The 23823-nt window shown below is 43.2% G+C and carries 27 protein-coding genes; 22 read left to right on the forward strand and 5 right to left on the reverse strand.

Annotation, left to right across the window (positions count from 1 at the left end):
* Nucleotides 1–226: 226 nt before the first annotated feature.
* Complete coding sequence (locus PGU50_RS05940; RefSeq protein WP_270246425.1) at nt 227–1822, forward strand: DEAD/DEAH box helicase; 1596 nt, start codon at nt 227–229, stop codon at nt 1820–1822.
* A gap of 141 nt (nt 1823–1963) precedes the next feature.
* Here PGU50_RS05940 and PGU50_RS05945 read toward each other — a convergent pair whose 3' ends face one another.
* Entirely contained in the window at nt 1964–2509 is a 546-nt protein-coding gene (locus tag PGU50_RS05945) for an NADH peroxidase (RefSeq protein ID WP_008375550.1), read from the reverse strand.
* A gap of 155 nt (nt 2510–2664) precedes the next feature.
* A complete protein-coding gene (locus tag PGU50_RS05950) occupies nt 2665–3054 on the reverse strand; it encodes a Fur family transcriptional regulator (RefSeq protein WP_117559496.1) in 390 nt (129 codons plus the stop codon).
* A gap of 315 nt (nt 3055–3369) precedes the next feature.
* Here PGU50_RS05950 and PGU50_RS05955 point away from each other — a divergent pair, with 315 nt between their 5' ends.
* Both PGU50_RS05955 and PGU50_RS05960 read left to right on the forward strand, forming a co-directional pair.
* Complete coding sequence (locus tag PGU50_RS05955) at nt 3370–4290, forward strand: C40 family peptidase (RefSeq protein ID WP_270203219.1); 921 nt, start codon at nt 3370–3372, stop codon at nt 4288–4290.
* A 233-nt stretch (nt 4291–4523) separates the two neighbouring features.
* Nucleotides 4524–4733, forward strand: coding sequence for a DUF1858 domain-containing protein (locus tag PGU50_RS05960; RefSeq protein ID WP_022220329.1), 210 nt, complete (start codon nt 4524–4526; stop codon nt 4731–4733).
* A 99-nt stretch (nt 4734–4832) separates the two neighbouring features.
* On the opposite strand, the gene PGU50_RS05965 is transcribed toward PGU50_RS05960, so the two are convergent.
* Nucleotides 4833–5627, reverse strand: a complete 795-nt coding sequence (locus PGU50_RS05965; RefSeq protein WP_008375545.1) for an adaptor protein MecA — start codon at nt 5625–5627, stop codon at nt 4833–4835.
* Between the two features lie 386 nt (nt 5628–6013).
* On the opposite strand from PGU50_RS05965, the gene PGU50_RS05970 reads away from it, so the two are divergent.
* The 17 genes from PGU50_RS05970 to PGU50_RS06050 all read left to right on the forward strand — a co-directional run bounded on the left by PGU50_RS05970 (nt 6014) and on the right by PGU50_RS06050 (nt 20706).
* Nucleotides 6014–6247, forward strand: coding sequence for a hypothetical protein (locus PGU50_RS05970; protein WP_022220330.1), 234 nt, complete (start codon nt 6014–6016; stop codon nt 6245–6247).
* Between the two features lie 174 nt (nt 6248–6421).
* Nucleotides 6422–8281 (forward strand): glycosyl hydrolase family 18 protein, encoded by a 1860-nt coding sequence (locus PGU50_RS05975; protein WP_270246491.1) that lies wholly within the window; start codon nt 6422–6424, stop codon nt 8279–8281.
* A gap of 75 nt (nt 8282–8356) precedes the next feature.
* Nucleotides 8357–9100 carry an N-acetylmuramoyl-L-alanine amidase family protein gene (locus PGU50_RS05980; protein WP_243034401.1) on the forward strand — a complete coding sequence of 248 codons (744 nt, stop codon included), beginning with the start codon at nt 8357–8359 and terminating at the stop codon, nt 9098–9100.
* Between the two features lie 38 nt (nt 9101–9138).
* Nucleotides 9139–10677, forward strand: coding sequence for an L-threonylcarbamoyladenylate synthase (locus tag PGU50_RS05985; protein ID WP_173689193.1), 1539 nt, complete (start codon nt 9139–9141; stop codon nt 10675–10677).
* Nucleotides 10659–11288 carry a uracil phosphoribosyltransferase gene (gene upp / locus PGU50_RS05990; RefSeq protein WP_270246426.1) on the forward strand — a complete coding sequence of 210 codons (630 nt, stop codon included), beginning with the start codon at nt 10659–10661 and terminating at the stop codon, nt 11286–11288. Before PGU50_RS05985 ends, upp begins: the two co-directional genes overlap by 19 nt.
* An 11-nt stretch (nt 11289–11299) precedes the next feature.
* On the forward strand, nt 11300–11788 hold the full coding sequence (locus PGU50_RS05995) for a deoxycytidylate deaminase (RefSeq protein WP_008375533.1): 489 nt from the start codon (nt 11300–11302) through the stop codon (nt 11786–11788).
* A gap of 133 nt (nt 11789–11921) precedes the next feature.
* Nucleotides 11922–12128: a pro-sigmaK processing inhibitor BofA family protein gene (locus tag PGU50_RS06000; RefSeq protein ID WP_008375529.1), complete on the forward strand. Its 207-nt coding sequence runs from the start codon at nt 11922–11924 to the stop codon at nt 12126–12128.
* Nucleotides 12129–12447: 319 nt separating this feature from the next.
* Complete coding sequence (locus PGU50_RS06005) at nt 12448–13374, forward strand: hypothetical protein (protein ID WP_270246427.1); 927 nt, start codon at nt 12448–12450, stop codon at nt 13372–13374.
* Nucleotides 13349–14719, forward strand: coding sequence for a CpaF family protein (locus PGU50_RS06010; protein ID WP_270246428.1), 1371 nt, complete (start codon nt 13349–13351; stop codon nt 14717–14719). The genes PGU50_RS06005 and PGU50_RS06010 overlap by 26 nt, the downstream gene beginning before the upstream one ends.
* A complete protein-coding gene (locus PGU50_RS06015) occupies nt 14691–15263 on the forward strand; it encodes a type II secretion system F family protein (RefSeq protein WP_055248076.1) in 573 nt (190 codons plus the stop codon). Before PGU50_RS06010 ends, PGU50_RS06015 begins: the two co-directional genes overlap by 29 nt.
* A 2-nt stretch (nt 15264–15265) precedes the next feature.
* A complete protein-coding gene (locus PGU50_RS06020; protein ID WP_270246430.1) occupies nt 15266–16579 on the forward strand; it encodes a hypothetical protein in 1314 nt (437 codons plus the stop codon).
* Nucleotides 16580–16590: 11 nt separating this feature from the next.
* Nucleotides 16591–16791 (forward strand): Flp1 family type IVb pilin, encoded by a 201-nt coding sequence (locus tag PGU50_RS06025; RefSeq protein ID WP_022220442.1) that lies wholly within the window; start codon nt 16591–16593, stop codon nt 16789–16791.
* A 37-nt stretch (nt 16792–16828) separates the two neighbouring features.
* Nucleotides 16829–18196: a DUF5702 domain-containing protein gene (locus PGU50_RS06030; protein WP_270246432.1), complete on the forward strand. Its 1368-nt coding sequence runs from the start codon at nt 16829–16831 to the stop codon at nt 18194–18196.
* A gap of 32 nt (nt 18197–18228) precedes the next feature.
* Nucleotides 18229–19137 (forward strand): hypothetical protein, encoded by a 909-nt coding sequence (locus tag PGU50_RS06035; protein WP_008374202.1) that lies wholly within the window; start codon nt 18229–18231, stop codon nt 19135–19137.
* On the forward strand, nt 19122–19547 hold the full coding sequence (locus PGU50_RS06040; RefSeq protein ID WP_270203213.1) for a prepilin peptidase: 426 nt from the start codon (nt 19122–19124) through the stop codon (nt 19545–19547). The genes PGU50_RS06035 and PGU50_RS06040 overlap by 16 nt, the downstream gene beginning before the upstream one ends.
* Complete coding sequence (locus PGU50_RS06045) at nt 19541–19957, forward strand: TadE family protein (RefSeq protein WP_055261909.1); 417 nt, start codon at nt 19541–19543, stop codon at nt 19955–19957. The genes PGU50_RS06040 and PGU50_RS06045 overlap by 7 nt, the downstream gene beginning before the upstream one ends.
* Nucleotides 19954–20706, forward strand: coding sequence for a DUF6382 domain-containing protein (locus tag PGU50_RS06050; RefSeq protein ID WP_008374199.1), 753 nt, complete (start codon nt 19954–19956; stop codon nt 20704–20706). The genes PGU50_RS06045 and PGU50_RS06050 overlap by 4 nt, the downstream gene beginning before the upstream one ends.
* Nucleotides 20707–20800: 94 nt before the next feature.
* On the opposite strand, the gene PGU50_RS06055 is transcribed toward PGU50_RS06050, so the two are convergent.
* Nucleotides 20801–21532 carry an ATP-binding protein gene (locus PGU50_RS06055; protein WP_270246433.1) on the reverse strand — a complete coding sequence of 244 codons (732 nt, stop codon included), beginning with the start codon at nt 21530–21532 and terminating at the stop codon, nt 20801–20803.
* 111 nt (nt 21533–21643) lie between these two features.
* On the opposite strand from PGU50_RS06055, the gene PGU50_RS06060 reads away from it, so the two are divergent.
* Nucleotides 21644–22057 (forward strand): HIT family protein, encoded by a 414-nt coding sequence (locus tag PGU50_RS06060; protein WP_008374196.1) that lies wholly within the window; start codon nt 21644–21646, stop codon nt 22055–22057.
* A 17-nt stretch (nt 22058–22074) separates the two neighbouring features.
* The gene (locus tag PGU50_RS06065; protein WP_022220438.1) at nt 22075–22629 is read left to right on the forward strand and encodes an RNA polymerase sigma factor; all 555 of its coding nucleotides are present in this window, start codon (nt 22075–22077) and stop codon (nt 22627–22629) included.
* Nucleotides 22630–22707: 78 nt separating this feature from the next.
* On the opposite strand, the gene PGU50_RS06070 is transcribed toward PGU50_RS06065, so the two are convergent.
* A complete protein-coding gene (locus PGU50_RS06070) occupies nt 22708–23775 on the reverse strand; it encodes an undecaprenyldiphospho-muramoylpentapeptide beta-N-acetylglucosaminyltransferase (RefSeq protein ID WP_270246434.1) in 1068 nt (355 codons plus the stop codon).
* Between the last annotated feature and the right edge of the window lie 48 nt (nt 23776–23823).

A 23823-nucleotide genomic window follows, 5' to 3' on the forward strand; every position in this document is an offset into this window, starting at 1 on the left:
AAAATTGACTTTTTAAAAATTATTTGTTAGAATATAACGCGAATGTTACGATGCTCTTTACTTGTATTGTCACCAAGTAAGGAGTTTTTTATTGTGCATTGCGACGGATAAGGAAGTTGGCGCAAGCGACCGCCGCAGGCGCGAGAATGCGCTCTGGCAGATTTTATATGATGGAGTTTAAGGTCATATTTGTAATTGGTAATGTATTTAATAGAAAGGATAATGGATGGAAACAGTTAGATTTGAAGAAATGGGACTTTCGGAAGAGATTCAGAAAGCAGTAAGATACATGGGATTTGAGGAGGCTTCACCGATTCAGGCAAAGGCAATTCCGGCAATGATTAGCGGGATCGATTTGATCGGGCAGGCACAGACCGGAACCGGTAAGACCGCAGCATTTGGAATCCCGATTCTGGAAAAGGTAGACCCGAAGCTGAAAAAGCTGCAAGCGATCGTTCTCTGCCCGACCAGAGAGCTTGCAATCCAGGTGGCAGACGAGATCCGCAACCTGTCCAGATATATGCATGGAATTAAGGTTCTGCCGATTTACGGAGGACAGGATATCGTAAAGCAGATCCGTTCCTTAAAGAGTGGAACACAGATCGTCATAGGAACTCCAGGGCGTGTGATGGACCACATGCGCAGAAAGACGATGAAGCTGGATTTTGTACACACGGTTGTGCTTGATGAAGCAGATGAAATGCTGAATATGGGATTCCGTGAGGATATCGAATTTGTATTAAGTGGTGTTCCTGAGGAGCGCCAGACCGTGCTTTTCTCAGCAACCATGCCGAAGCCGATCATGGAGATTACGAAGAAATTCCAGAATAACGCAAAAGTGATCAAAGTTACAAAAAAGGAACTGACTGTTCCGAATATTGAGCAGTATTATTATGATGTAAAGCCGAAGAAGAAAGAGGAAGTTCTTTCCAGACTTCTTGATATTTATTCACCAAGGCTTTCGGTTGTATTCTGTAATACGAAGAAGCAGGTGGATCTTCTGGTAAATGCACTTCTCGGACGCGGATATTTTGCGGCAGGACTTCACGGGGATATGAAGCAGGAACAGAGAGACCGCGTGATGCAGGGCTTTCGGACCGGTAAGACAGAGATCCTGATAGCAACGGATGTGGCGGCCCGTGGAATTGATGTAGATGAAGTGGAAGCAGTATTTAATTATGATCTCCCGCAGGATGATGAATATTATGTACACCGTATCGGGCGTACCGGACGCGCAGGACGCGAAGGAAGAGCATTTTCTTTCGTATCAGGAAAAGAAGTTTACAAACTGAAAGAGATCCAGAGATACTGCAAGACGAAGATCTATGCACAGAAAGTTCCGTCACTGAATGACGTTGCGAATACTAAGATGGAAAATATTCTGGATGATGTGGAGCGTGTGATCGAGCAGGAAGATCTGGACATGATGATCAATGCCATCGAAGAACGTGTCAATAATTCTGAATTTACAGCAATGGATATGGCGGCTGCATTTTTAAAGATCTGCTGTGGAATGACAGAGGATAACAAAAATACAGAGGAAAATGACTGGGAATTTGGAGATACCGGTGCAGGTGAGGACGGAATGGTACGTCTGTTCATCAATATTGGAAAGAAGCAGAGAGTACGTCCGGGAGATATTCTTGGTGCAATCGCCGGGGAAAGCGGAATGGATGGAAAGCTGATCGGAACGATTGATATGTATGATAAGTATACATTTGTTGAGGTGCCGAGGGAATATGCCCGTGAGGTACTGAATGCGATGAAGAATGTGAAAATTAAAGGGAAGACGGTGGCTGTGGAGCCGGCGAACCAGAAATAGGAGGTCGAGCCAGCTCGAATGCGCTGCGCTACTTCTCGCTGTAGGCTGTCGCCTAATAGGGATAAATAGAAGAGCCCCTGGAAGAATGAATAAATTCGTTCTTCCAGGGGCTCTTCTATTTATCCCTGCTCGGCTTGTAGCTTAGCCAAAGTAGCGTTTGAGTAATCCTTCGAATGCTTTTCCGTGTCTTGCTTCGTCTCTTGCCATTTCATGAACTGTGTCATGGATCGCATCGAGGTTTGCAGCTTTTGCACGTTTTGCAAGGTCAAATTTGCCTGCTGTTGCACCGTGTTCTGCTTCTACTCTCATTTCAAGGTTCTTCTTTGTGCTGTCTGTTACAACTTCGCCAAGAAGTTCTGCGAATTTAGCAGCGTGTTCTGCTTCTTCGTGAGCAGCTTTTTCCCAGTAAAGTCCGATTTCCGGATAGCCTTCTCTGTGAGCTACTCTTGCCATTGCAAGATACATTCCTACTTCTGAACATTCACCTTCAAAGTTTGCTCTGAGGTCGGCAAGGATGTCTTCGCTTACGCCTTTAGCTACTCCAACTACATGCTCTGCAGCCCATTCTCTTTCGCCTTCTTTTACTTCTGTGAACTTGTCAGCGCCTACGCCACATACTGGACATTTCTCCGGTGCTGCTTCGCCTTCGTATACATAACCACATACTGTACAAACAAATTTCTTCATAATAATAATCTCCTTTTCTTTTTTTGATAGTATATTTGATTTCTTTTAGTTAGCAATATTAGTAACTGTTACTGATATTAAGATAACATATACATCCTTCTTTGTCAACTATAATTGATAAGTTTTTTCAAAATTTCTGAATTTATACTACATAGTCAGGATTTTCTTAAACAATCACCGCAGATACCGTAGAAAAGCATGGTGTGTGATTCAATCTGACCGTCGAAACTTTCGGATGCGAGATGGTTGATCTTATCCATGTGATCAAAATCCATATCAATCATTCGCTTGCAGCACTTGCAATAGAAATGATAATGCGGATTGGTACGTGCATCAAAACGATCGCCGCCATCGGGTGTTGTAATTTTAATTGCCTCGCCTATGTCGGCAAGCAGATTTAAATTGCGGTAAACGGTTCCGAGACTGATATTTGGAAATTCTTCTTTGATATGCATATATACAGTATCTGCTGTTGGATGTGTTGTAACAGAGGAAAGATAATCCTTAATTGCCTCACGCTGTCTGCTGTATTTTAAACTTGCCATTGATGTCACCTCCTACAAATAGATAATAATAATAATTACTAAAATCATATTATAATAATATTCTTATAATGTCAATAAAAAATTGTATATTGAATAAAAGAATAAAAAATGGAAATACTGTTAAGCGAGATGTAATAATTTGTAACAAATATGACGAAAAAACAAAGTGTATAAAGAACGGTGTAGAACTGTGTACTACGAAATAACTGAGGAAAACTTGACAATGTGAAATTTGATTGATATAATATCACCGTAACAAATGTAACAATTCTGTAATATTTACAAAAGATAAGAATACATGAAGGAGGGAGATTTATGCATTCAAATCTAAAAAAAGGATTGTTCCTGGTTACTTTTCTGGGGATGACAGTATCTCCGGGAATTTCGGTTATGGCAGCAGATGGAGACACCGCAGAAGCTGCAAAGATGCCGGGCGTAGGGATAGAAGCGGTATTGAATGATCTTTATTCTCAGAACAGGGAGATTAAAGCTGAGGATTATCTGGTACCGGAAAATAAGGGTGAGTATTTAGATATGGCATTTGCCAATGTAACAAGTTTTCTGTATGTCAGAAGCGAACCGACGAAGGAAAGTGAATATGTCGGAAAGCTGTATCCGGGATACGCGGCGAAGATCACAGGTCCTGTGGGAGAATGGACGGCAGTTGAATCGGGAGATGTCACCGGATATGTAAAAACAGAATATATACTGACAGGAGCAGAGGCGCAGACGTATGCGGAGAATCTGGTAACGGAAGCGCAGCAGGAAGGAAAAGAAGAAGCAGAAGCATTTAACTATGCAGTGTCCAGGGAATCCGAAGAAGCGCAGATGACGCAGGAAGTCCAGGGGAATGTACAGCAGACGGAGACTACCGAGGTTTCCGCACAACCGGCGTCAAATGGACAGGCGATCGTTGATTATGCATGCCAGTTCATTGGGAATCCGTATGTCTGGGGCGGCACAAGTCTGACAGATGGGGCAGACTGTTCCGGATTTGTACAATCAGTATTTGCGCATTTTGGAATCAGTCTTCCACGGACAACGTATGACCAGATTAATGCAGGCGTGGAGGTAAGCTATGATCAGGCGATGCCGGGAGATCTGATCTGTTATGATGGCCACATCGGAATTTATATTGGGAACGGTCAGATCGTCAATGCACAGAACCCGGAACAGGGAATCGGGATTTCACCGGCGACTTATACGACAATTCTTTCAGTAAGAAGAATCGTGTAAAAGCTTGGAAACACCAGTGAAAGCAGGCATTTGAAAAATGTGAAAATGCTGAATATTTGTGGGTTATCCACATTGTCCACATAAAAACATACGTTTTTTGTGGAAAACGGGGGAAAATATTTTACAAAAGCAAAGAAACCTTAATATCCGAGCAATACAGTCGGATATTAAGGTTGTTTTTTGGGATAAATGGTATTATAATAAGGGATACGAAAAGCAAAGGAGGAAGAAAGATGGCAGTCGAAGTAACAAAAACAATGACAATTGGCGAATTGCTTCAGGTAGCTCCACAGACAGCACCGGTTCTTATGGAAGTTGGAATGCATTGTCTTGGATGCCCGGCTTCACAGGGTGAGTCTCTTGAAGAAGCAGCAATGGTTCATGGAATTGATGCAGATCTTCTTATCGCAAAGATCAACGCACTCTTAGCAGCTGAAGCATAGACCGTGAATAAATAAAAGATATAATTTAACGGGGACGACAGATCATTAATCTGCCGTCCCCGTCTTTTTTCGCCAAGTTAAAAATTGTGGATTTGTCTATTATTTAAATGAAGTCAGAGTCTGTATTGCGTTTTTGGCAAGGATCATATCACAGTGTTCTTCCAGAAATGCAAGTGATATACCACCACCCTGTTCCGGTGAACCATACTCGGAGAGCATATTACAGATCCGGTTAAAATCAGAAGACGGATGCTCCCCCTGTGCAAGTGTCAGGATGTACATGTTCTCTGCTTCATCCTTGTAAAGTGTGTTCGGACCATCATACATCTCAGCTAAAAAATGACTGGCATGAATCACACTGTCAAGTCTTGAGAAAGAGAAAAGCCGGACCGGTGGAACAGAAGGTTCAGCAGGAGCTGCTTCTTTGGCTTCTGAAGCAGGAGCCTGTTCCTGGACCGGAGTATCGGCAAGTGCTTCCGGGTTCTCCGGGAGCTGGGATACAGCCTCTTTCATCTGGCGGAGAATGTCGAGAAAATCTTCGGCTCCGTCAAGTTTTTTCAGATGTTCCAACACGGATTTGTGCTTATCAGCAGCTTCGTCCGCAGGAGTAGGTGTGAATCTGGAAAAACGGGTATCCAGTTCATCCGGATCATCAACTTTGGTTATATTCAGAACGATAGAATCACCGGCGGTCGGGATTGCTTCGATCATCAGTGGCAGATTGTCGCTTTCGAATCCAAATTCAGAAGCGGCCTGCTGCATCATCTCGCGGAATAAAGACTTTGCCTTCTCGGAGCCGTAAGCAAGCTCGCTGAGCTTTAACTGTCTCTGGGCGAGATCATCACGGGTAAGTGTGCAGCGGATCTGATTATCATTTATCTTTTCTATCTTCATAAAGTATCACTTCCTATTCAATCAAAAATCTATCTGAACAATTACTAATAGTATAAACAAAAAACGGAACGATGTAAACAAAATAAAAAATAAAAAATGCTTGCTTTTTTATAAACTCTTTCTTATAATGGCGTTACAGGAAAATAAGACAGACCAGTCAATCGCACAAATCTTGAATTTATCATACGCATTTCGCACACAGCGTACAGAATCAAGTACATTCAGGTCATATCAGACGATTTATCAACAGAACCTAACAATTGAACCGAAGTATGGACAGTGATCATTTTCTTGTCATCGGAAAAAGCACAGGAGAAGTAATATATCACAAGTGTTGCCTTATGGTCGCTTTTTGCCGTAAAAACTGTCTGACTCAAGGGGGAAATATGGACGAGCAAGAGAAAAAGTATCAGGATTTATTTACGGAACTGACAAATTATGAGCGTAGCGGTGTCCGAATGCAGATGAATGGCTTTCCGGCAAGTCCGCTTCAGATCGTGTCAGCGCATATGGTAAGAGAAGAAAGTAATTATATGCGGGATTATATTCTGGATGAACAGGGAATGATCCGGGAACTGGATTTTAACAGTATAGAAACAGACCATTCACAGGTGGAATGAAAAAAGCAGAGCCCCCTCGCCAGGACATGACCTGTGGGGAATGGAAATAGTTTTCAGATGTGTACAAATGTCAGATATATGTGGTATAATAACCTAAAGTATGCGCATATTACAAGCTTAGTTAAGCTGTGAAAATATGCTGCAAACAGGAGGTGTCATGTGGACGAAAGAAGAATGACCAATGAGCAAAGGGAAAGAGAGCGCAGACGCAAAGCTGCGGCAGCAAGAAAAGCTGCTGCAAGATACGAGGATCCGGGCGTAGGTTATCAGAGACGGAGAAGAGCAAGAAAAAGACGTCGCCGTGTCAGAAACGTGTGTATTGCATTGCTGGTGATCTTTATAGTTGTCATTGGGCTTGCCGGTGGAACAATATACTGGATAAAGTATGGGCCGACAAAAGAAACCTATGATTTGAATAAATATTTTGGAATTACGGCAAAGTCGCAGATGGGTGTAACGATCAACAACGAGGTACTGGATGCTCAGGCAATTACAGAAGGTGGAACTGCATATCTGTCTTATAACTTTGTACAGGATTATATCAGCGATCGTTTCTACTGGGATTCCAATGAGCATATACTTTTGTATACACTGCCGAGAGATATGGTAAAGGCAGCGGCAGACAGTAAGGACTATTCTGTTTCAGATACTGTGAACAGTGAGGATTATACAATTGTAAAGACAGAAGGAGATACAGCATATATTGCACTGGATTTCCTGCAGAAATATGCAAATTTTGACTACGAAGTTTATAAAGATCCGGCAAGAGTCGTGATCACCAGTAAGTTTGGAGAGCGTCAGACGGCAAAGGTTAAGGATGATTCCCAGGTAAGGATTCTGGGAGGTGTAAAAAGTCCGGTGCTCGAAGAAGTGAAAAAGGGAGATAAGCTTACGGTTCTTGAAGATGTAAGTGACTGGAAAAAAGTCTGTACAAAGTCCGGAATTGTCGGGTATATTCAGAAGTCAAAGCTGAAGGATGCCAAGAAAGAGACAATCTCAAGAGAATTTGAGGAACCGGATTATACAGGAATCAAGAAAGATTACAAGATCAATCTGGTATGGCATCAGGTCACAAGTGAAGCTGCCAACGAAGGGATTGAAGATGCGCTTGCAGCTACAAAAGGACTCAATACGATTTCCCCTACATGGTTCAGTGTAACGGATAATTCCGGAAATATCAGTTCCATTGCAAGTACAGACTATGTGGATTATGCACATCAGTGTGGACTGGAAGTATGGGCGCTGGTGGATAATTTTGACCAGAATGTAGACGATATGGAGCTGCTCAGTCATACTTCAAGCAGGGAGAATCTGGAGAATCAGCTGGTAAATGCAGCACTTCAGAATGGAATTGACGGAATCAACGTGGATTTTGAACAGATACCGACGGATGTCGGAGAGCATTACATTCAGTTTATCCGGGAGCTTTCTGTGCTGTGCCGGGTGAACAATCTGGTCCTTTCTGTAGATAATTATGTGCCGAAGGGTTATAACACACATTATCACAGAGAAGAACAGGGGGTTATGGCAGATTATGTGATCATTATGGGATATGATGAACATTTTGCCGGTTCCTATGAAGCAGGTTCTGTGGCATCTTACAATTATGTAAAAGAGGGAATTGAAGAAACCCTGCGGGATGTACCGGCAGATAAGGTGATCAATGCAGTGCCATTCTATACAAGGCTGTGGAATGAGACACCGAAGACGGACGAAGAGCGTGCGGAAGATCAGGGAACCGAGGCTGCAAGCTATTCAATGAAAGTTACCAGCGAAGCACTTGGCATGGAAGAAGCGGCACAGCGGGTAAGCGAAGCCGGAGCAACTGTGACATGGGATGATACGGCGAAGCAGAACTATGCAGAGTGGCAGGGAGATAACGATTCAACCTACAGGATCTGGCTGGAGGATGCTTCTTCACTTGAAGTCAAACTCGGACTTATGAAGGACAATAATCTGGCAGGAACGGCGGCATGGAAACTTGGATTTGAGACTTCCGATATCTGGGATCTGATTCAGAAATATGTAAACTGATTACATAATGAGAAAGGTATAGAAAAGAGCTTTCCATGCATATATTTGTAAAAATATATGCAGGAGGCTCTTTTTTTGAATAAAAAAATCAGTGAAATGGTAAAAAGGGGGAAAACTATTTTCAAGAGCAAAATAAAGTGGATTCTGGCTCTTATTTTACTGACGGGATGTATTTATGGCAGCTATACATTAAGCAGGTATACCGAGGCGGATCAGGTGGAGGCAAAGCAGGCTCAGGTAATCCTGGATGCCGGACACGGGGGAAGTGATCCGGGAAAAATCGGGCTGAATAACCTTCTGGAAAAGGATATCAATCTGGCGATTACTGAGAAAGTGAAAAAATGTCTGGAAAAGGAAAAGATAACAGCAGAGCTTACAAGAAAAGAGGATAAAGGGCTTGTAACAACAGGAGACGGAAGTAAAAAGACAGAAGATATGCAGGCAAGAGTGAAGATGATCAACGAGACGAAACCTGTCCTTACAGTGAGTATCCATCAGAACAGCTATGAAGACCCGGAAATTCATGGAGCGCAGGTGTTTTATTATAGCCATTCCCGGGAAGGAGAGGCTGTTGCGAAAATCCTGCAGGAAAGTTTGCAGGAGATTGATCCGGAAAATCACAGGCAGGCAAAAGCAAATGAGACCTATTATCTTCTGAGGCGTACAAAAGTGCCTACGGTGATCGTGGAATGCGGTTTTCTGACTAATCCGGAAGAGGCAGAAAAATTGTCGGGAGAAGAATATCAGGAGCAGGTTGCAGAAGCTGTTGCAAAAGGAATCGCAAAATGTCTGGAATACCTGAACGAGTATGGAAATTAAAATTGCCATGCCATGTGGATAATGCTATAATGAAACACATGGAAACAATAATAAAAAAAATAGACAGAAACCAAATAGATCAGGAGATTATGGAAGAAGCCGGTTCAATCCTGAAGAACGGCGGTCTGGTGGCATTTCCGACAGAGACAGTCTACGGACTGGGGGCAAATGCGCTTGATGAGGAGGCAGCGAAAAAGACCTATGCAGCAAAAGGACGCCCGTCAGACAACCCGCTTATCGTCCATATTGCGAGACTGGAGGATCTGGGTGCGATCGTTGAATCTGTACCACTTATTGTAGATGAGATCGCGGCACATTTCTGGCCAGGGCCACTTACGATGATTTTCAATAAGAACGAAAAAGTTCCGCTGGGAACAACCGGTGGTCTGGAAACGGTCGCTGTGCGTATGCCGGATGATGAGATTGCCCGTGAGCTGATCCTTGCAGGAGGCGGATATGTATCAGCACCAAGTGCCAACACATCCGGAAGACCGAGCCCGACGACAGCACAGCATGTGGCAGAGGATTTAAGTGGCAAGATCGAGATGATCCTGGATGGAGGAAGTGTAGATATCGGAGTAGAGTCTACGATTCTGGATATGACGGTGACTCCACCGATGATCCTGAGACCGGGAGCGATCACAAAAGAGATGTTAAGTGAAGTGATCGGTGAGGTGGCTGTGGATGAAACTTTGATTTCAGAGAACAGCACAAAAGCACCGAAAGCACCGGGAATGAAGTACCGTCACTACGCGCCGAAGGCAGAGATGATCATTGTTGATGGAGAGCCTGAAGAGGCTGTTCGGGCGATCAAGCAGATTGCTTACGAGCAGGTAAGACTTGGATATAAGGTGGGGATCATTGCGTCTAATGAATCGGTTGATCAGTATACGACCGGTGTAGTAAAATGCATAGGTTCCCGTGTGAATGAAAAGACGGTTGCGAGAAACCTTTATAAAGTCCTACGTGAATTTGATGAAGAGGAAGTTGATTACATTTACAGTGAAGCATTTCCGGAGGCAGGTATCGGAACTGCGATCATGAACCGGCTGGGCAAAGCAGCAGGACATCATGTACTGCAGGCATCTGAGATCACGAAGCTTCAGGATTACCGCAGGATCGTATTTGTGAGCAACAGCGCGAACTGTCGTGCTCCGATCGCAGCAGCAATTCTGAAAAAGCAGCCGCTTTTCCAGGAATACGAGGTGTGTGCGAGAGGACTTGTGGTTCTCTTCCCGGAGCCACTGAATCCGAGAGCAGAAGAACTTCTGGCGAGACATCATATTGAGACAGAAGGATATGAGACTGTTGCATTATCAGAAGAGGAATTTGGGGAAGATACGCTTGTTCTGGCAATGCAGGACAGTATCAAACAAAAGATACAGAATGATTATCCGGGAAAAGGACAGGTCTATACACTATGTGAATTTGTAAATGGAAGTAAAGAGATTCCGTCTGTATATGGTCAGACACAGGAACAGTATGAGCAGATGTATGAGCTGATCCAGGGGTATGTCAAAAAACTTGCCAATAAGTTAAACGAGGAGGCAAAAAACAAATGTCAAATGTACACGTAATGGATCATCCGCTGATCCAGCACAAAATCGGGATTATCAGAAGAGAGGAAACAGGTTCAAAGGATTTCAGAATGATGATCGGTGAGATCGCAATGCTGATGTGCTATGAGGCAACCAGAGATCTGAAATTACAGGATGTCGAGATCCAGACACCGATCTGCAAGATGACAGCAAAAGAGCTTGCAGGAAAGAAGCTTGCTGTTGTTCCGATCCTGAGAGCAGGACTTGGAATGGTAGAAGGTATGCTTGCGATGATTCAGGCTGCAAAGGTAGGTCATATCGGTCTGTTCCGTGATCCGAAAACTCTTGAACCGGTAGAATACTACTGCAAACTTCCGGCTGACTGTGAAGAAAGAGAAGTATTTGTAGTAGATCCGATGCTTGCTACGGGAGGATCCTGTATCGCAGCGATCCAGATGCTGAAGAACAGAGGCGTAAAAAATATCCGTTTTATGTGTATTATTGCAGCACCGGAAGGAGTAAAGAAGCTTCAGGAAGCTCATCCGGATGTTGAAGTGTATATTGGAGCATTGGATGAAAAGTTAAATGAACATGGATATATTGTTCCGGGGCTCGGAGATGCCGGAGACCGTATTTTCGGAACAAAATAGAGGAAACGATCATGAGTGGAAAAAGACAGGATTATATTTCCTGGGATGAATATTTTATGGGAGTTGCCATTCTCTCGGGAAGACGGTCAAAAGATCCGAATACCCAGGTGGGATGCTGTATCGTAAGTGCAGATAACAAAATTCTGTCAATGGGATACAACGGTCTGCCACGAGGCTGTTCGGATGATGAATTTCCGTGGGAACGGGAAGGTGAGGATCCGCTGAAGACAAAGTATGTATACACCGTACACAGTGAACTGAATGCAATCTTGAATTACAGTGGAGGAAGTCTTGAAGGAGCCAAACTTTATGTATCGCTTTTTCCGTGCAATGAATGCGCAAAAGCGATCATTCAGAGTGGAATCAAAGAAGTAATTTATGATTCAGACAAGTATGCAGATACAACTTCTGTAAAAGCATCTAAAATGATGTTTGACTGTGCCGGGGTGCGATACCATCAGTATCACCGGACCGGGCGAAAAGTGGAAATTGAATTATAAAAGATATGTGGAAGTGCCATTGGACTGCGAAGTGCAGACAGTGGCGCTCTTTTTTTCGTAGGAACTTCTTTTCAAAGGTAAAAAACATATCTGTGTGAAAAAGTTCATAAGATAGAGCAGGAGGTGGCGGAGCATGAAAAGAAGAGGATCATGGCAGATAAACTTTATTGTCAGGGCTTTGACAGGAATGGGCAGTATTTTTCTGGTTAATCAATGGATGGACTATAGAAACATTCCTGTTTCTGTCGGACTAAATGTCCTGTCATTTTTTGTGTCCGGATGTCTTGGAATTCCGGGAGTTGCCATGCTTTATGGGATTATGTTTTATCAGTTTATGTAGGTGTTGCGCAAAACGTTTTTTTCTGGTTTAAAGCTATGGACAAAGGGAAAAGTGGCGCATATAATACGTCTTACAAGAGAGGCAAAGCAATAAGTTAGAAAATCAAAAAATCAGTTTCAGCAGTATTTATATTCTGATAAATACTGTGTCAAAAAAGGAATGCAAACGTGTTCCGTCATATGCTATTCGGCATTTGATTCAAAGTTTGAAAGAAAAAGGGCGGACATGCCGGAAAGGAGCAGAGCAAAGAATCGACAGAGAAATTTTAATTTGTGATCCAGAAGAAGAGTATGTCAGAAGACTTGCGGAGGCGCTGCTTTTGAAAAAAGAGGTGACAGCAGGAGTGCGAATCTGTTCGTCGCCGGAAATGGTACAGGAGTTACTGAAGATTGGTCTGATAAAGGTATTGTTGATCAGTGAGGATGTTCCATATGAAAAAAGAAAGCAGATTTTTACCGGGAAGAGAATTATTCTGACGAGACAGCATTGTGTGGATCTGGGAGAGGAGGAAACGGAGCTTCGGAAATATCAGCCGGTTGACGGACTGATGACCGGGATTTTAAAAGGACTTCAGGAGGAGAAGTTTCCGGGATCGTGTGCGGATAACGGAAATGGAAGAATCCTTGGAGTATATTCACCGGTTCACAGAATTGGAAAGACAACGTTTTCACTGAAACTTGGGAAAGCACTGGCACAGTCAGAGGACGTGCTGTATCTGAATCTGGAAACCTATGCAGGCATGGGAGGATATTTCCGGGATCAGGATGCTCCTGATCTGGCAAATGTTCTTTATTATGCAAAACAGGAAAGAGATGATATCGGGATACGGATTGCATCCATGGTAAAAAGAATGGGTGATCTGGACTATATCCCGCCAATGAAAGTATGGACAGATCTTCGTGCTGTGCATACAGAGGAATGGAAAACTTTATTTGAAAGACTGATCAGCCAAAGTGTATACAGCGTGATCATTCTGGATATCGGAAATGGGATGGAGGATGTATTTCAGATGTTAAGGCTGTGTGACCAGATTCTCATGCCGTGTGCGGAGGATGTATATGCGATGGCAAAAATTGCGCAGTACCAGCATATGTTGAAGGTACTGCGGTATCAGGAGCTGGAGTCGCGTACCATGTATATCAATATGGGGAAAAATATGCGTCAGACAGTAAAAGAAACAGTTGAGTTATTAAAAGAAAGTACAGAAAAGAGGTTCTTCTATGCGGAGGGCAGAACAACTTCATGAAGAAATTCTGGCGCAGATGGATCTGTCGAAGGAAGCAAGCGATGAAGAGCTGCTGGAACTGATTCACAGGATACTGGAAGAAAAATCGAAAGAAGAGTTCATTCCGCTTGGAGAAAAGGCAATTCTCGGGAGAGAGCTTTTTAACGCGTTCAGGAAGCTGGATATCTTGCAGGAGCTGATCGAGGATGAAGAGATTACGGAAATTATGATCAATGGAACGCAGCCGATTTTCATCGAGCGTAACGGAAGGATTTATGAAACCGATAAAAAGTTTCTTTCAAAGGGAAAGCTTGAAGATGTGGTTCAGCAGATGGTAGCAGGCTGTAACAGGGTTGTCAATGAGGCAACACCGATCGTAGATGCGAGACTGGAGGATGGATCCAGAGTAAATGTGGTACTGCCGCCGGTTGCGCTCAATGGACCGATCGTCACGATCAGAAAGTTTCCGAAAAGCAGGATTACGATGGAGACGATGATCGATACAGGCTCTATCGGAAAAGAAGCGGCAGCAATGCTGATCCAGGCCGTGAAGGCAAAGTATAACATTTTTATCAGCGGAGGGACAGGATCAGGAAAGACAACCTTTCTGAATGTATTGTCGGATTTTATTCCGAAAGAAGAACGTATTATTACCATTGAGGACAGCGCGGAACTGCAGATCACAGGGATTCCCAATCTGGTGCGGCTTGAAGCACGGAATGCAAATGTAGAAGGAACAGGGGAGATCAATATCCGTGATCTGATCAGGACAGCGCTCCGGATGCGACCGGAGAGGATTATTGTCGGTGAAGTCAGAGGAGAAGAAGCACTGGATATGTTACAGGCATTTAATACAGGTCATGACGGGTCGATCAGTACCGGTCATGCGAACAGTCCGGATGATATGATGAGCAGACTGTCTACAATGGTACTGATGGGGATTAAACTTCCGCTGGAAGCAGTTATGCGTCAGATCGCTTCCGGAATCGATATCCTGGTACATCTGGGACGCCTTCGGGACAAGAGCAGGAAAGTATTGGAAATCATGGAGGTATTGGGATATGAAAAAGGAGAAATCAGGCTTCAACCGTTATTTTCCTTTCAGGAGACGGGAAGTAAGGATGGAAAAATCCAGGGGGAGTGGGTGAAAAGGTCCACACTTACACGGACGGAAAAACTTATGGCGGCAGGGTATCAGCCGGAAGGAGTATGCCCTGGCAATAACGGAAAGTATTCTTCTGGTGTTCCTGATCGCCATGCTGTTCTATTCAAGACTATGGATGATGGCAGTGCTTTTTCCTCTGGGAATGAAGTATTACGAAAGGATGATCTGTCAGGTGGAGGAAAAAGGGAAGAGACGTTTTGAAAGACAGTTCCAGGATGCGCTTCAATCACTGGAAGCGCAGCTGAATGTGGGATACTCTATGGAGAACGCGATCAAAGAGGTACAGAGAGACCTGCAGATCATGTATGACAGGCATACACTTATTGTACGGGAATTTACGTATATGGTAAGGCAGCTGAATCTGAACGTAACCGCGGAAGCTGCCTGGAAGGATTTTGCTGCAAGAGTAGCACTTCCGGAGGTGGATACATTTGTCACTGTATTTTCCCTGGCAAAGAGGAGCGGAGGCGACAGTATTCTGATCATTAAAAATGCGGTTAGACAACTTGGTGATAAAGCGGAAGTAAAAAGAGAAATCGATACCGTAATTGCAGCGAAAAAAATGGAATTTCAGATTATGTCAGTGATTCCTTTGGGAATTATTGGTTATATGCGTCTGAGCTTTCCGGAATTTATGGCGGGGTTATACGGGAATCTGCCAGGAGCGGCTTTTATGAGTATTTGTCTTGGAGCTTACATTGCTGCCTGGAGACTTGGATGCAAGATTGTGGAAATCGAGGTATAGAAATGTGGTTTTGTATCGGAATGTATTTCTTTCTCGGAGCTTGTGCATGGATGTATTTCAAGAAGAAATCACTTTTCAGAAAATGGGACAGGCTTCTCAGGCAGATATTTTTTTTGATGTTGGCGGTGACAAGTCTGGCATTTTTGTCGGAAATCGTGCAGAAGACAGGGACGGAAAACTCTGAAACCATGCAGATAAAGCGGAACGGGTACGGGGAAGGACAAAAAGAAGCGGCGCTTTCTATGCAGGTTGAAGGAGAAAAAAAGCAGGATATAGAAATTCGTGTGTCACCGAAGATTTACAGTGAAAAGCGGCTGGAAAAGGAGTTTCAGAAAGCGAGGAAAGAGCTTGCAAAAGTGATTTCCGGGGAAAATAAGGATCTGTCGCATATAAAGACAGATCTGAATCTGGTAACAGCATTAGACGATTTTCCGTTTTCGATTTCCTGGGAACTTAGCAGATATGATGTAATGGATTCGCTTGGGAGACTGGATCAGGAAAAAATCCGGGAAGAAGATCCGGAGAATCAGGGGATTGAGATGAATATTACCGGAGTTCTGCATTATGAAGATAAGGTATATCCGTGTGAGATGGATCTTGTTATTTTTGCAGGACAGGAGAAAACGCTTTCCACGAAAGAGCGGGTTCTGGAACTGGTAAGATTACAGGACAGTGCTACGAGGCAGAAAGCATATCTTACACTGCCACCCAGTCTGGATGGAAGAAAAATTGCCTGGACAGAGGAGAAAGATTCAAAAGTGATTCCGATTCTGATGCTCGGAATGGCGATAAGCATTCTGCTTGTCGGAAGAGAAATACAGAAAGAAAGCAATCGGAAGAAGACGAAAAAAGAGCAGATGATGCTGGATTATCCGGAAATTATCACAGAGTTTACGATGCTGACCGGTGCCGGAATGACAGCAAAAAATGTGTGGAAAAGGATTGCGGAAGATTATGGGATCACCAGGGGAAAAACGGGAAGAAAAAGAGAAGCATATGAAGAAATCTGGAAAACCTGGCAGGAAATGAAAAGTGGGATTCCGGAGATGGAATGTTATGAAAGATTTGCAAGAAGATGTGATCTGATTCCGTATATGAAAATGGGAGCACTTCTTTCACAGAATCTGAAAAAGGGTGCAAAAGGAATTTCTGAAATGCTTCGTATGGAGGCAGTACAGGCACTGGAGGACAGAAAGAGCAGGGCGAGACAGCTGGGAGAAGAGGCAGGAACCAGACTTTTGATCCCAATGCTTTTGATGCTGATCATCGTGATTACGATCGTAGTTGTACCGGCATTTTTGTCGATCCAGGTGTAGGAGGTGAGAGCATGAAGGCGGTAAAAAAGAAGCTGTGGACAGGATGGATCAGAATTCAGAAGATTCTGACGGAAAAAGACGGGATATCAACGGTAGAATTGATCCTTGTACTGGTCGTCATTATCGGTCTGGTTATCATTTTTAAGAAACAGCTTAATGAACTTGTAACTAAAATATTTGAAAAAATAACGAATGAAAGTTCAGGAATCTAAAATAAAAATTTTATTTCAGAAATGAGTGTGTACAGAGATGAAAAAAATGGTAAAGGGAGAGATTACTGTGTTTCTAAGCCTGGTCTTTCTTCTGCTTCTTACTCTGGTTGGGGCTTTGCTGGAAAGTGCCTCGATCCAGCTGGCAAAGAATGAGAGAAGAGCAGACGCAGGCAGGGCAGTGGAATCTGCGTTTGCAGAATATCAGAAAGATCTTCTGGAGCAATATGGTATTTTTGCAATAGAAGGCAGTTATGAATCCGGAACAATGTCTGAAGAAAATATTTTAAACCGACTGTCCTTTTATGGGGCAGAAAATATAGAAACAGAGATTGCGGCAATCCGTTATCTGACAGACCAGAATGGGAAAGAATTTCTGCGGCAGGCGGTTGAATACGAGAAAATGAAGACAGGAGCTGCGGCGATAGAGAATCTGACGGGAAAGGTATCCGAATGGAAGGAGCAGGAACTGAAAGCAAATGAATATGGGAAAGAGAATATAGAGACGAGTAAAGAACTTGACCAGATGCTGGAAAGTGAAAAAGGAGAACTTCCTGCAGAAAATAATCCATTGGCGGATATTGTGGATATACAGGCGCAAGCACTGTTAAATCTGGTCAGCCCGGAAGGATTTACGCTGTCATCGAAAGCTGTAAAGTCAGAAGAGACTGTATCGAACCGAAAGCTCAGGCAGGGATACGGAACCATGAAGGAAAAAGATAATGGAGCTGGAGATACCATTTTTTTCAATCTGTACCTTATAGATAAGTTTGGCAATGCTGCAAATAAGAAAAAGAATACGGTACTGGACTATGAGATGGAGTATTTGTTAGGAGGAAAGGCGAGCGACAAGGACAATCTGGAATACGTGATCGGGAGAATCCGAATCCTTCGATTTGCAGTGAATTATGGATATTTGCTGACCGATAAGGACATGCAAATGGAGGTGGATACCCTTGCAACGACACTGAGTGCGGTGTTTCTTTCACCGGAGATCGGACCTGTGATCAAGCATGCGCTGCTTCTTGCATGGGCTTATGGAGAAAGCCTTACGGATGTTAAGACGCTTCTGGCAGGGAAGAAGGTTCCGGCTGTAAAGAGTAAGGAGAGCTGGAATCTGACGTTGGATGGTCTGCTTGAACTGGCAAAGAACAGAAGTATTCCGGAAGGGAAGGAGACAGAAGAGGGAAATTCTTATGAGCAGTATCTGCAAATGATGCTGGTTTTAAAATCAAAGGAAGAACTGTCGATGAGAGCATTGGATCTGGTGGAAATGAATCTGCGATCCGGAATGGAGAAAACGTTTTTCCGGGCAGATGCCTGCGTATCAGGAGCAGACTTTGACATGACATGTTATCTGAGAAGAGGAATCCGGTATCAGTATCATATTTTATATCAATATCAGTAACAAAAAATGAAAATGTTAGGAGGTGGATACAGGTGTCTTTTCTGAGGACAATCGAAATAATAAATAAAATTCCTTTGATGATGTATAGAAAAATATTGAATTACAAACACATATTTGATATTCGCAGAAAGGAGGAAGGATTTGATTTTCTACCTGATTTGATCGCCATATCTTGTGTCAAAGAAAAGGCATCTGTATCTGCCTCGGTAACAGTAGAAGCTGTACTTTGTGTTCCGTTGTTCCTATATGCGGCGGTGAGTTTGATTTGGATGCTGGAACTCAGAAGCATCCAGTCTGCAGTAAGATGCGGACTGCAGAGTGCAGGAAAGCAGGTGGCAGAGAGTTTTGCAGAAATTCCGGTGCTGAACCCGATAAGTCTGCATGCAGATCTTGTAAATGCGGTCGGGAAAGAAAGAATGGATCGAAGTATGATTGTTGGCGGAAGCGGAGGAGTCAGCTGTAAAAGATCCTGGGCGATACCGGGAATGGGAGTGCTGGAACTGACGGCAGAATATGAAGTAGAATTGCCGGTTCCTGTCTTTCATATTCCGGTACTGCATTATAAAGAAAAAATGAGGATGAAGACATGGACCGGTTATGTAAAGACCTACGAAGCAGGAATTGGGGATAATGAACTTGTATATGTGACAGAAACAGGGATCGTATATCACCGGAATTATCAGTGCACTTATCTGGAACCGTCCGTGCGCAGTGTTGCGAAAACACAGTTAGGGGAACTGAGAAACAGCAGTGGAGGAATTTATCATTTGTGTGAACGGTGTGGATGGATGCCGGGAAATGATGGCAACTGCTATGTCACAGATTACGGGGATCGTTATCATACTTCATTATCATGCAGCGGACTGAAGAGAAAAGTTTATACAGTTCCGCTGTCAGAAGTAAAAGGAAAAGGAGCATGTTCGAAATGTGGTGGAAAATAGCAAAATTGGCAGGATTATTTTTTTTAGGATTCGGAGCAGCACAGGATATAAAATATCAGAAAATCTCGACAGAATATCTGCTCGCAGGAAGCTGTGCGGCGATTCTGTACCGTGCGTTATTTGGACGGATGCATTGGAGTGTATGGGTTGCCGGACTGGGATGTGGAATTGTATTTCTCATGATATCGAAATGGTCACAGGAGGGAATAGGGTACGGAGACAGCTGGATGATCTTGAATATGGGTATTTTTCTTGGGATCTGGAATCTGCTTGGAATGCTGATGCTTGCATTTTTTGTGGCTGCGATGGCAGCAGGAGCAGGTCTTTGGAGCGGAAAATGGAAACGGACGACAAGAATGTCATTTTATCCTTTTCTTCTGATCGGCTATCTGGGGACATTTATATGGTAAAGCTAAAAGGAAGTACAGTAGTTGAGATGGCGTATCTGATGCCGGTAGTATTGCTTTGTTGGATGGCAGTCATTTTCGCACTTTTTTATTACCATGATAAAAATATTATCGGTGGGGCGGCATATGAGACTGCGATTGTCGGAAGTGAAGAATGGCGATGGAAAAAGGAAATAGAAGATGGAAAAATGGAGCAGTATTTTCAGAAAAGAATTGAAAACAAACTGATATTTTTTGATACAGTATCGGTGGAAACTGCGGTAGTAAAAGATGAATTTGAAGTGACAGCAGGAGCGCAAAAGAGAAAAATGCGCGTATCTGTTAAACGCAGTGCGGCGCTGACCGTGCCAGAGGAAAAAATACGCAGGAAAAAAGTATTGCAGGAGATTGTAGAAAGGAACCAGGAGGAATGAGAGAAGAGTACGAAAGAGATTTACATCATGCCTGGATGATTCTGGAAACAGATGAGCTATATAAAGAAGATTATCAGATGCGGATGCTGATGGAAAATGCGATTCCCGGACTCTTGTCGGTAAGAGGGCAGGGAAAAGATGATAAAAGCCAGTACCGCTATGAGATCAGTGGGAAGATATCCGTGAAGGCAAAGGGAGAAAAAGAGCACTGGAAATTTGCAGATCTGGAAAATTTTATGAGACAGTTTATCCAGGTGCTTTATGCAGTGAAGAATTATCTGCTGGACGTGAACTGTCTGAGCCTGGATCCGGGACATATTTATGTATCGGATGAAATCTATTACTTTTGTTATTGCCCGGGACTGGAAGGTAATATTCTGGAAAAGTTTCATGAGCTTACAGAGTATTTTGTCAGGGAGACAGATTATGAACAGAAAGAGGCAGTCTATCTGGCATATGAATTACATAAGGCTTCAATGGAAGAAAATTATAATATTGAGTATGCGCTGGAGCGGATACTGGAGAAAAAGGAGAATGAAATGGAGAGTATACAGCCGGAGAAAAAAGCAGGATATGATCTGCAGGAGGAACTGATCCTGGATGACTGGATTGCAGAACAGGAAATGAAAGGGCAGGTTGTAAAGGACAGACAGAGCGTCTGGGGATTTCTGAATCAGCGCCTTCAGAAACGTAGAAAAAAACGGGAATCCCAATGGGATGAGATAATGGCGGATGATTCAGAGGAATAAGTAAGATAGGACATGTTTTTCTTTTTACTACATTTTCCAGTTTATGGAAAGAAGTACTTGTAAAACAATTACGTGTTTTTTATAATAAAAATGATTATGTAATTGGTAACAAAAGCAAAAAAGAAGTGCCTTTTCCACAGGAGGAAGTAACTGTTACTGTTCCGGCGTGAGCTGTGATTGTCCGGTTGACAATGGCAAGACCAAGACCGGTGCCGTTTGGTTTGTAAGTGACAAAAGGATCAAAAATCGTGTCGAGATATTCCGGTGAGATTCCACATCCGGTATCAGATATGGTAATCTGAAGCATTTGATCTTTGAGGACTGCTTCCAGACGGATTGAACCGGCAGACGAAATGGCTTCACGGGCGTTTCTTAAAAGGTTGAGAATCGCTTCATGCAGCTTTAATCTGTCGGCCGTCAGAGATGGAAGATCAGGGGCTATCAGAGAAGAGAATTCAATGTCGGTATCTACGCAGGAGGCGGCAAAGGACAGGCAGATCTGTCCCAAAAAGTCCTGTGCAGAAAACGTGCTCAGATGCAGATGTTCACTGTTATTATAGGCAGACAGCTCCTGCAGCAGAGAGATTGTGTATTCAATGTCTTCGCGAAGCTCTGACCAGTGGCTGAAATCTCTGGTTTCAGGGTGACTGGACTCTATGAGCTGAAAGGTACTGTAGATCAGCGTCAGTGGATTGCGAACTTCATGACTGATCTTGCTGATTGTATATTGCTGTGAATCCAGGAGTTTCTGAAGTAATTCACGAATTTCCGGACTGGAATTCATAAGCTGATGTAACTTTTCATAATCATTTGCAGTAAATGGCATGGTAACGACCATCCTTTCCATGATATAAAGTAGTTGTAGTTTATCATTGAAAGTCTGGTTCGTAAACAAATTCGAGATTAATCGAAGAAAATGTAGAAAGAAGGAAAAAACATGAGGGATGAGAACTGTATTTTTTGTAAAATCGCAAATGGAGAAATTCCATCTGCAACCATATATGAGGATGATGATTTCAGAGTAATTCTGGATCTTGGACCGGCGACAAAGGGACATGCACTGATCCTGCCAAAAGAACATGCGGCAGATATTTATTCTATTGATGAAGAACTGGCAGGAAAAGCATTTAAGCTTGCAAAGAAGATCACAACAAGATTAAAAGATGTACTTGGATGTGACGGATATAATATCGTACAGAATAACGGGGAAGTGGCCGGTCAGACCGTATTCCATTTCCATATGCATCTGATTCCGAGATATAAAAATGACAAGAGCGGATTCGGCTGGAAACCGGGTAAACTTACAGATGAAGATCGGGATGAAATCCTGGAAAAACTGAAAGAAAAATAAAATAGTGAGGTACTGGAGTGAGTTTTCAGAATAAGAATAAAAAGGAATTCGAGAACGTGTACCATAAAAATAAGTTCAACGTTTATCGGATAGCAATGGATTATTCTGGCAGTCACAAAGAGTCAGCGGAAGAGATATTCCAGGAGGTTTTTCTAAAACTATATACACACTTTGATACAGTGGATGAAGAATACATGGCAGCATGGCTGGTAACAACAACGAAAAATACAGCTATCAATTATATGAAGAAGCGGGCAAGAGAATGTCCGAAGGCAGATATTGAGCTGTTTTCGGATCTGTACTCGAAGGAATATGCGGAAAGTGCAGAGGAGCATGTATTTCACAAAATTTTACAAAAAGAAAAAGTGGGTTATGGATGGACGATTCTGGATGCATTGTACGAAGAAAATGAAAACTGGTACGAAGCAATTACCATGGTTTACTGTCTGGAGAGAAAACAAAAAGATGTGGCTGAATCTATGGGGATCAGTATCCAAGCACTGACGGGTGTACTGTACAGAGCAAGAAAATGGGTAAAGATACATTACAATTCTGATGATTACACAAAATAGCACCGATGGATATGTAAAGAAAACAGGTGTCGTTCCGGCACCTGTTTTTGAACAATGTAAATAACTGTTGTTAAAAAATTATTTGGAAGCAGCATCTTCGATCAGACCGATAATTGTCTTGATCGGATCCTGCTGAGAAGACTGATTCATTGCATTTATGAAGTCTTCACGGGAATCATAAAGCTTGTGGACAGCTGCGAGAAGCTTTTCATCTGTAAGCTCTTCTTCTTCCATAACCATACTGAATCCCTGACGTTCAAAAGAACGGGCATTCAGAATCTGGTCACCACGGCTTGCATTAGCTGAAAGTGGAATCAGAAGATTTGGTTTGCGAAGAGCAAGCAATTCGCAGATTGCATTTGCACCTGCTCTTGAGATTACAACATCGGCAAGGGCGAAGAGATCTTTCAGTTCATCCTGAATATATTCAAATTGAACATAGCCGTTCAGACCGGTGAGCTTTTCATCGATCTTGCCTTTACCACAGAGATGAACAACCTGGAAATCTTTTAAGAGTTCAGGAAGAATCTTGCGTACTGCGTTATTGACTGCGACTGCGCCAAGACTTCCTCCGACGATCAGGATAACTGGTTTTACTTCCTTGAAACCACAGAAAGCGCGGGCTTTTTCTTTATCTCCGGTGAAAAGCTCCTGACGGATTGGGGATCCGGTAAGGACTGCTTTATCCTGAGGAAGAGAACTTAAAGTTTCCGGGAAGTTACAGCATACTTTTGCAGCTGAAGGAATGGAAAGCTTATTAGCCAGTCCCGGAGTCATATCCGATTCGTGAATGATAACAGGAACATGGTTCTTCTTTCCGGCAATCACAACAGGAACACTTACAAATCCACCTTTTGAAAAAATTACATCCGGTTTTAACTGCTTGATCAGGCGGTTGGCTTCACTGAAGCCTTTCAGGACGCGGAACGGATCCGTAAAGTTCTGAAGGCTGAAATACCGGCGGAGCTTACCGGAAGAGATACCATGATATGGAATTCCCTGCTGTTCAACCAGCTGCTTTTCCATACCGTTGTAAGAACCGATGTAATGTATGTCATACTGCAGTTCCCGAAGACGGGGAAGCAGTGCAATATTAGGTGTAACATGTCCGGCAGTACCTCCGCCGGTCAGAATGATGCGTTTCATAATAAAAATCCTCCCATTGATGGTGCGAATTAAGATTCGCAGTTGATA

Origin of the sequence: Coprococcus sp. AM11-30B, from assembly GCF_027674365.1 — a bacterium.
GTDB classification, from domain to species: Bacteria; Bacillota; Clostridia; order Lachnospirales; family Lachnospiraceae; genus Allocoprococcus; species Allocoprococcus comes.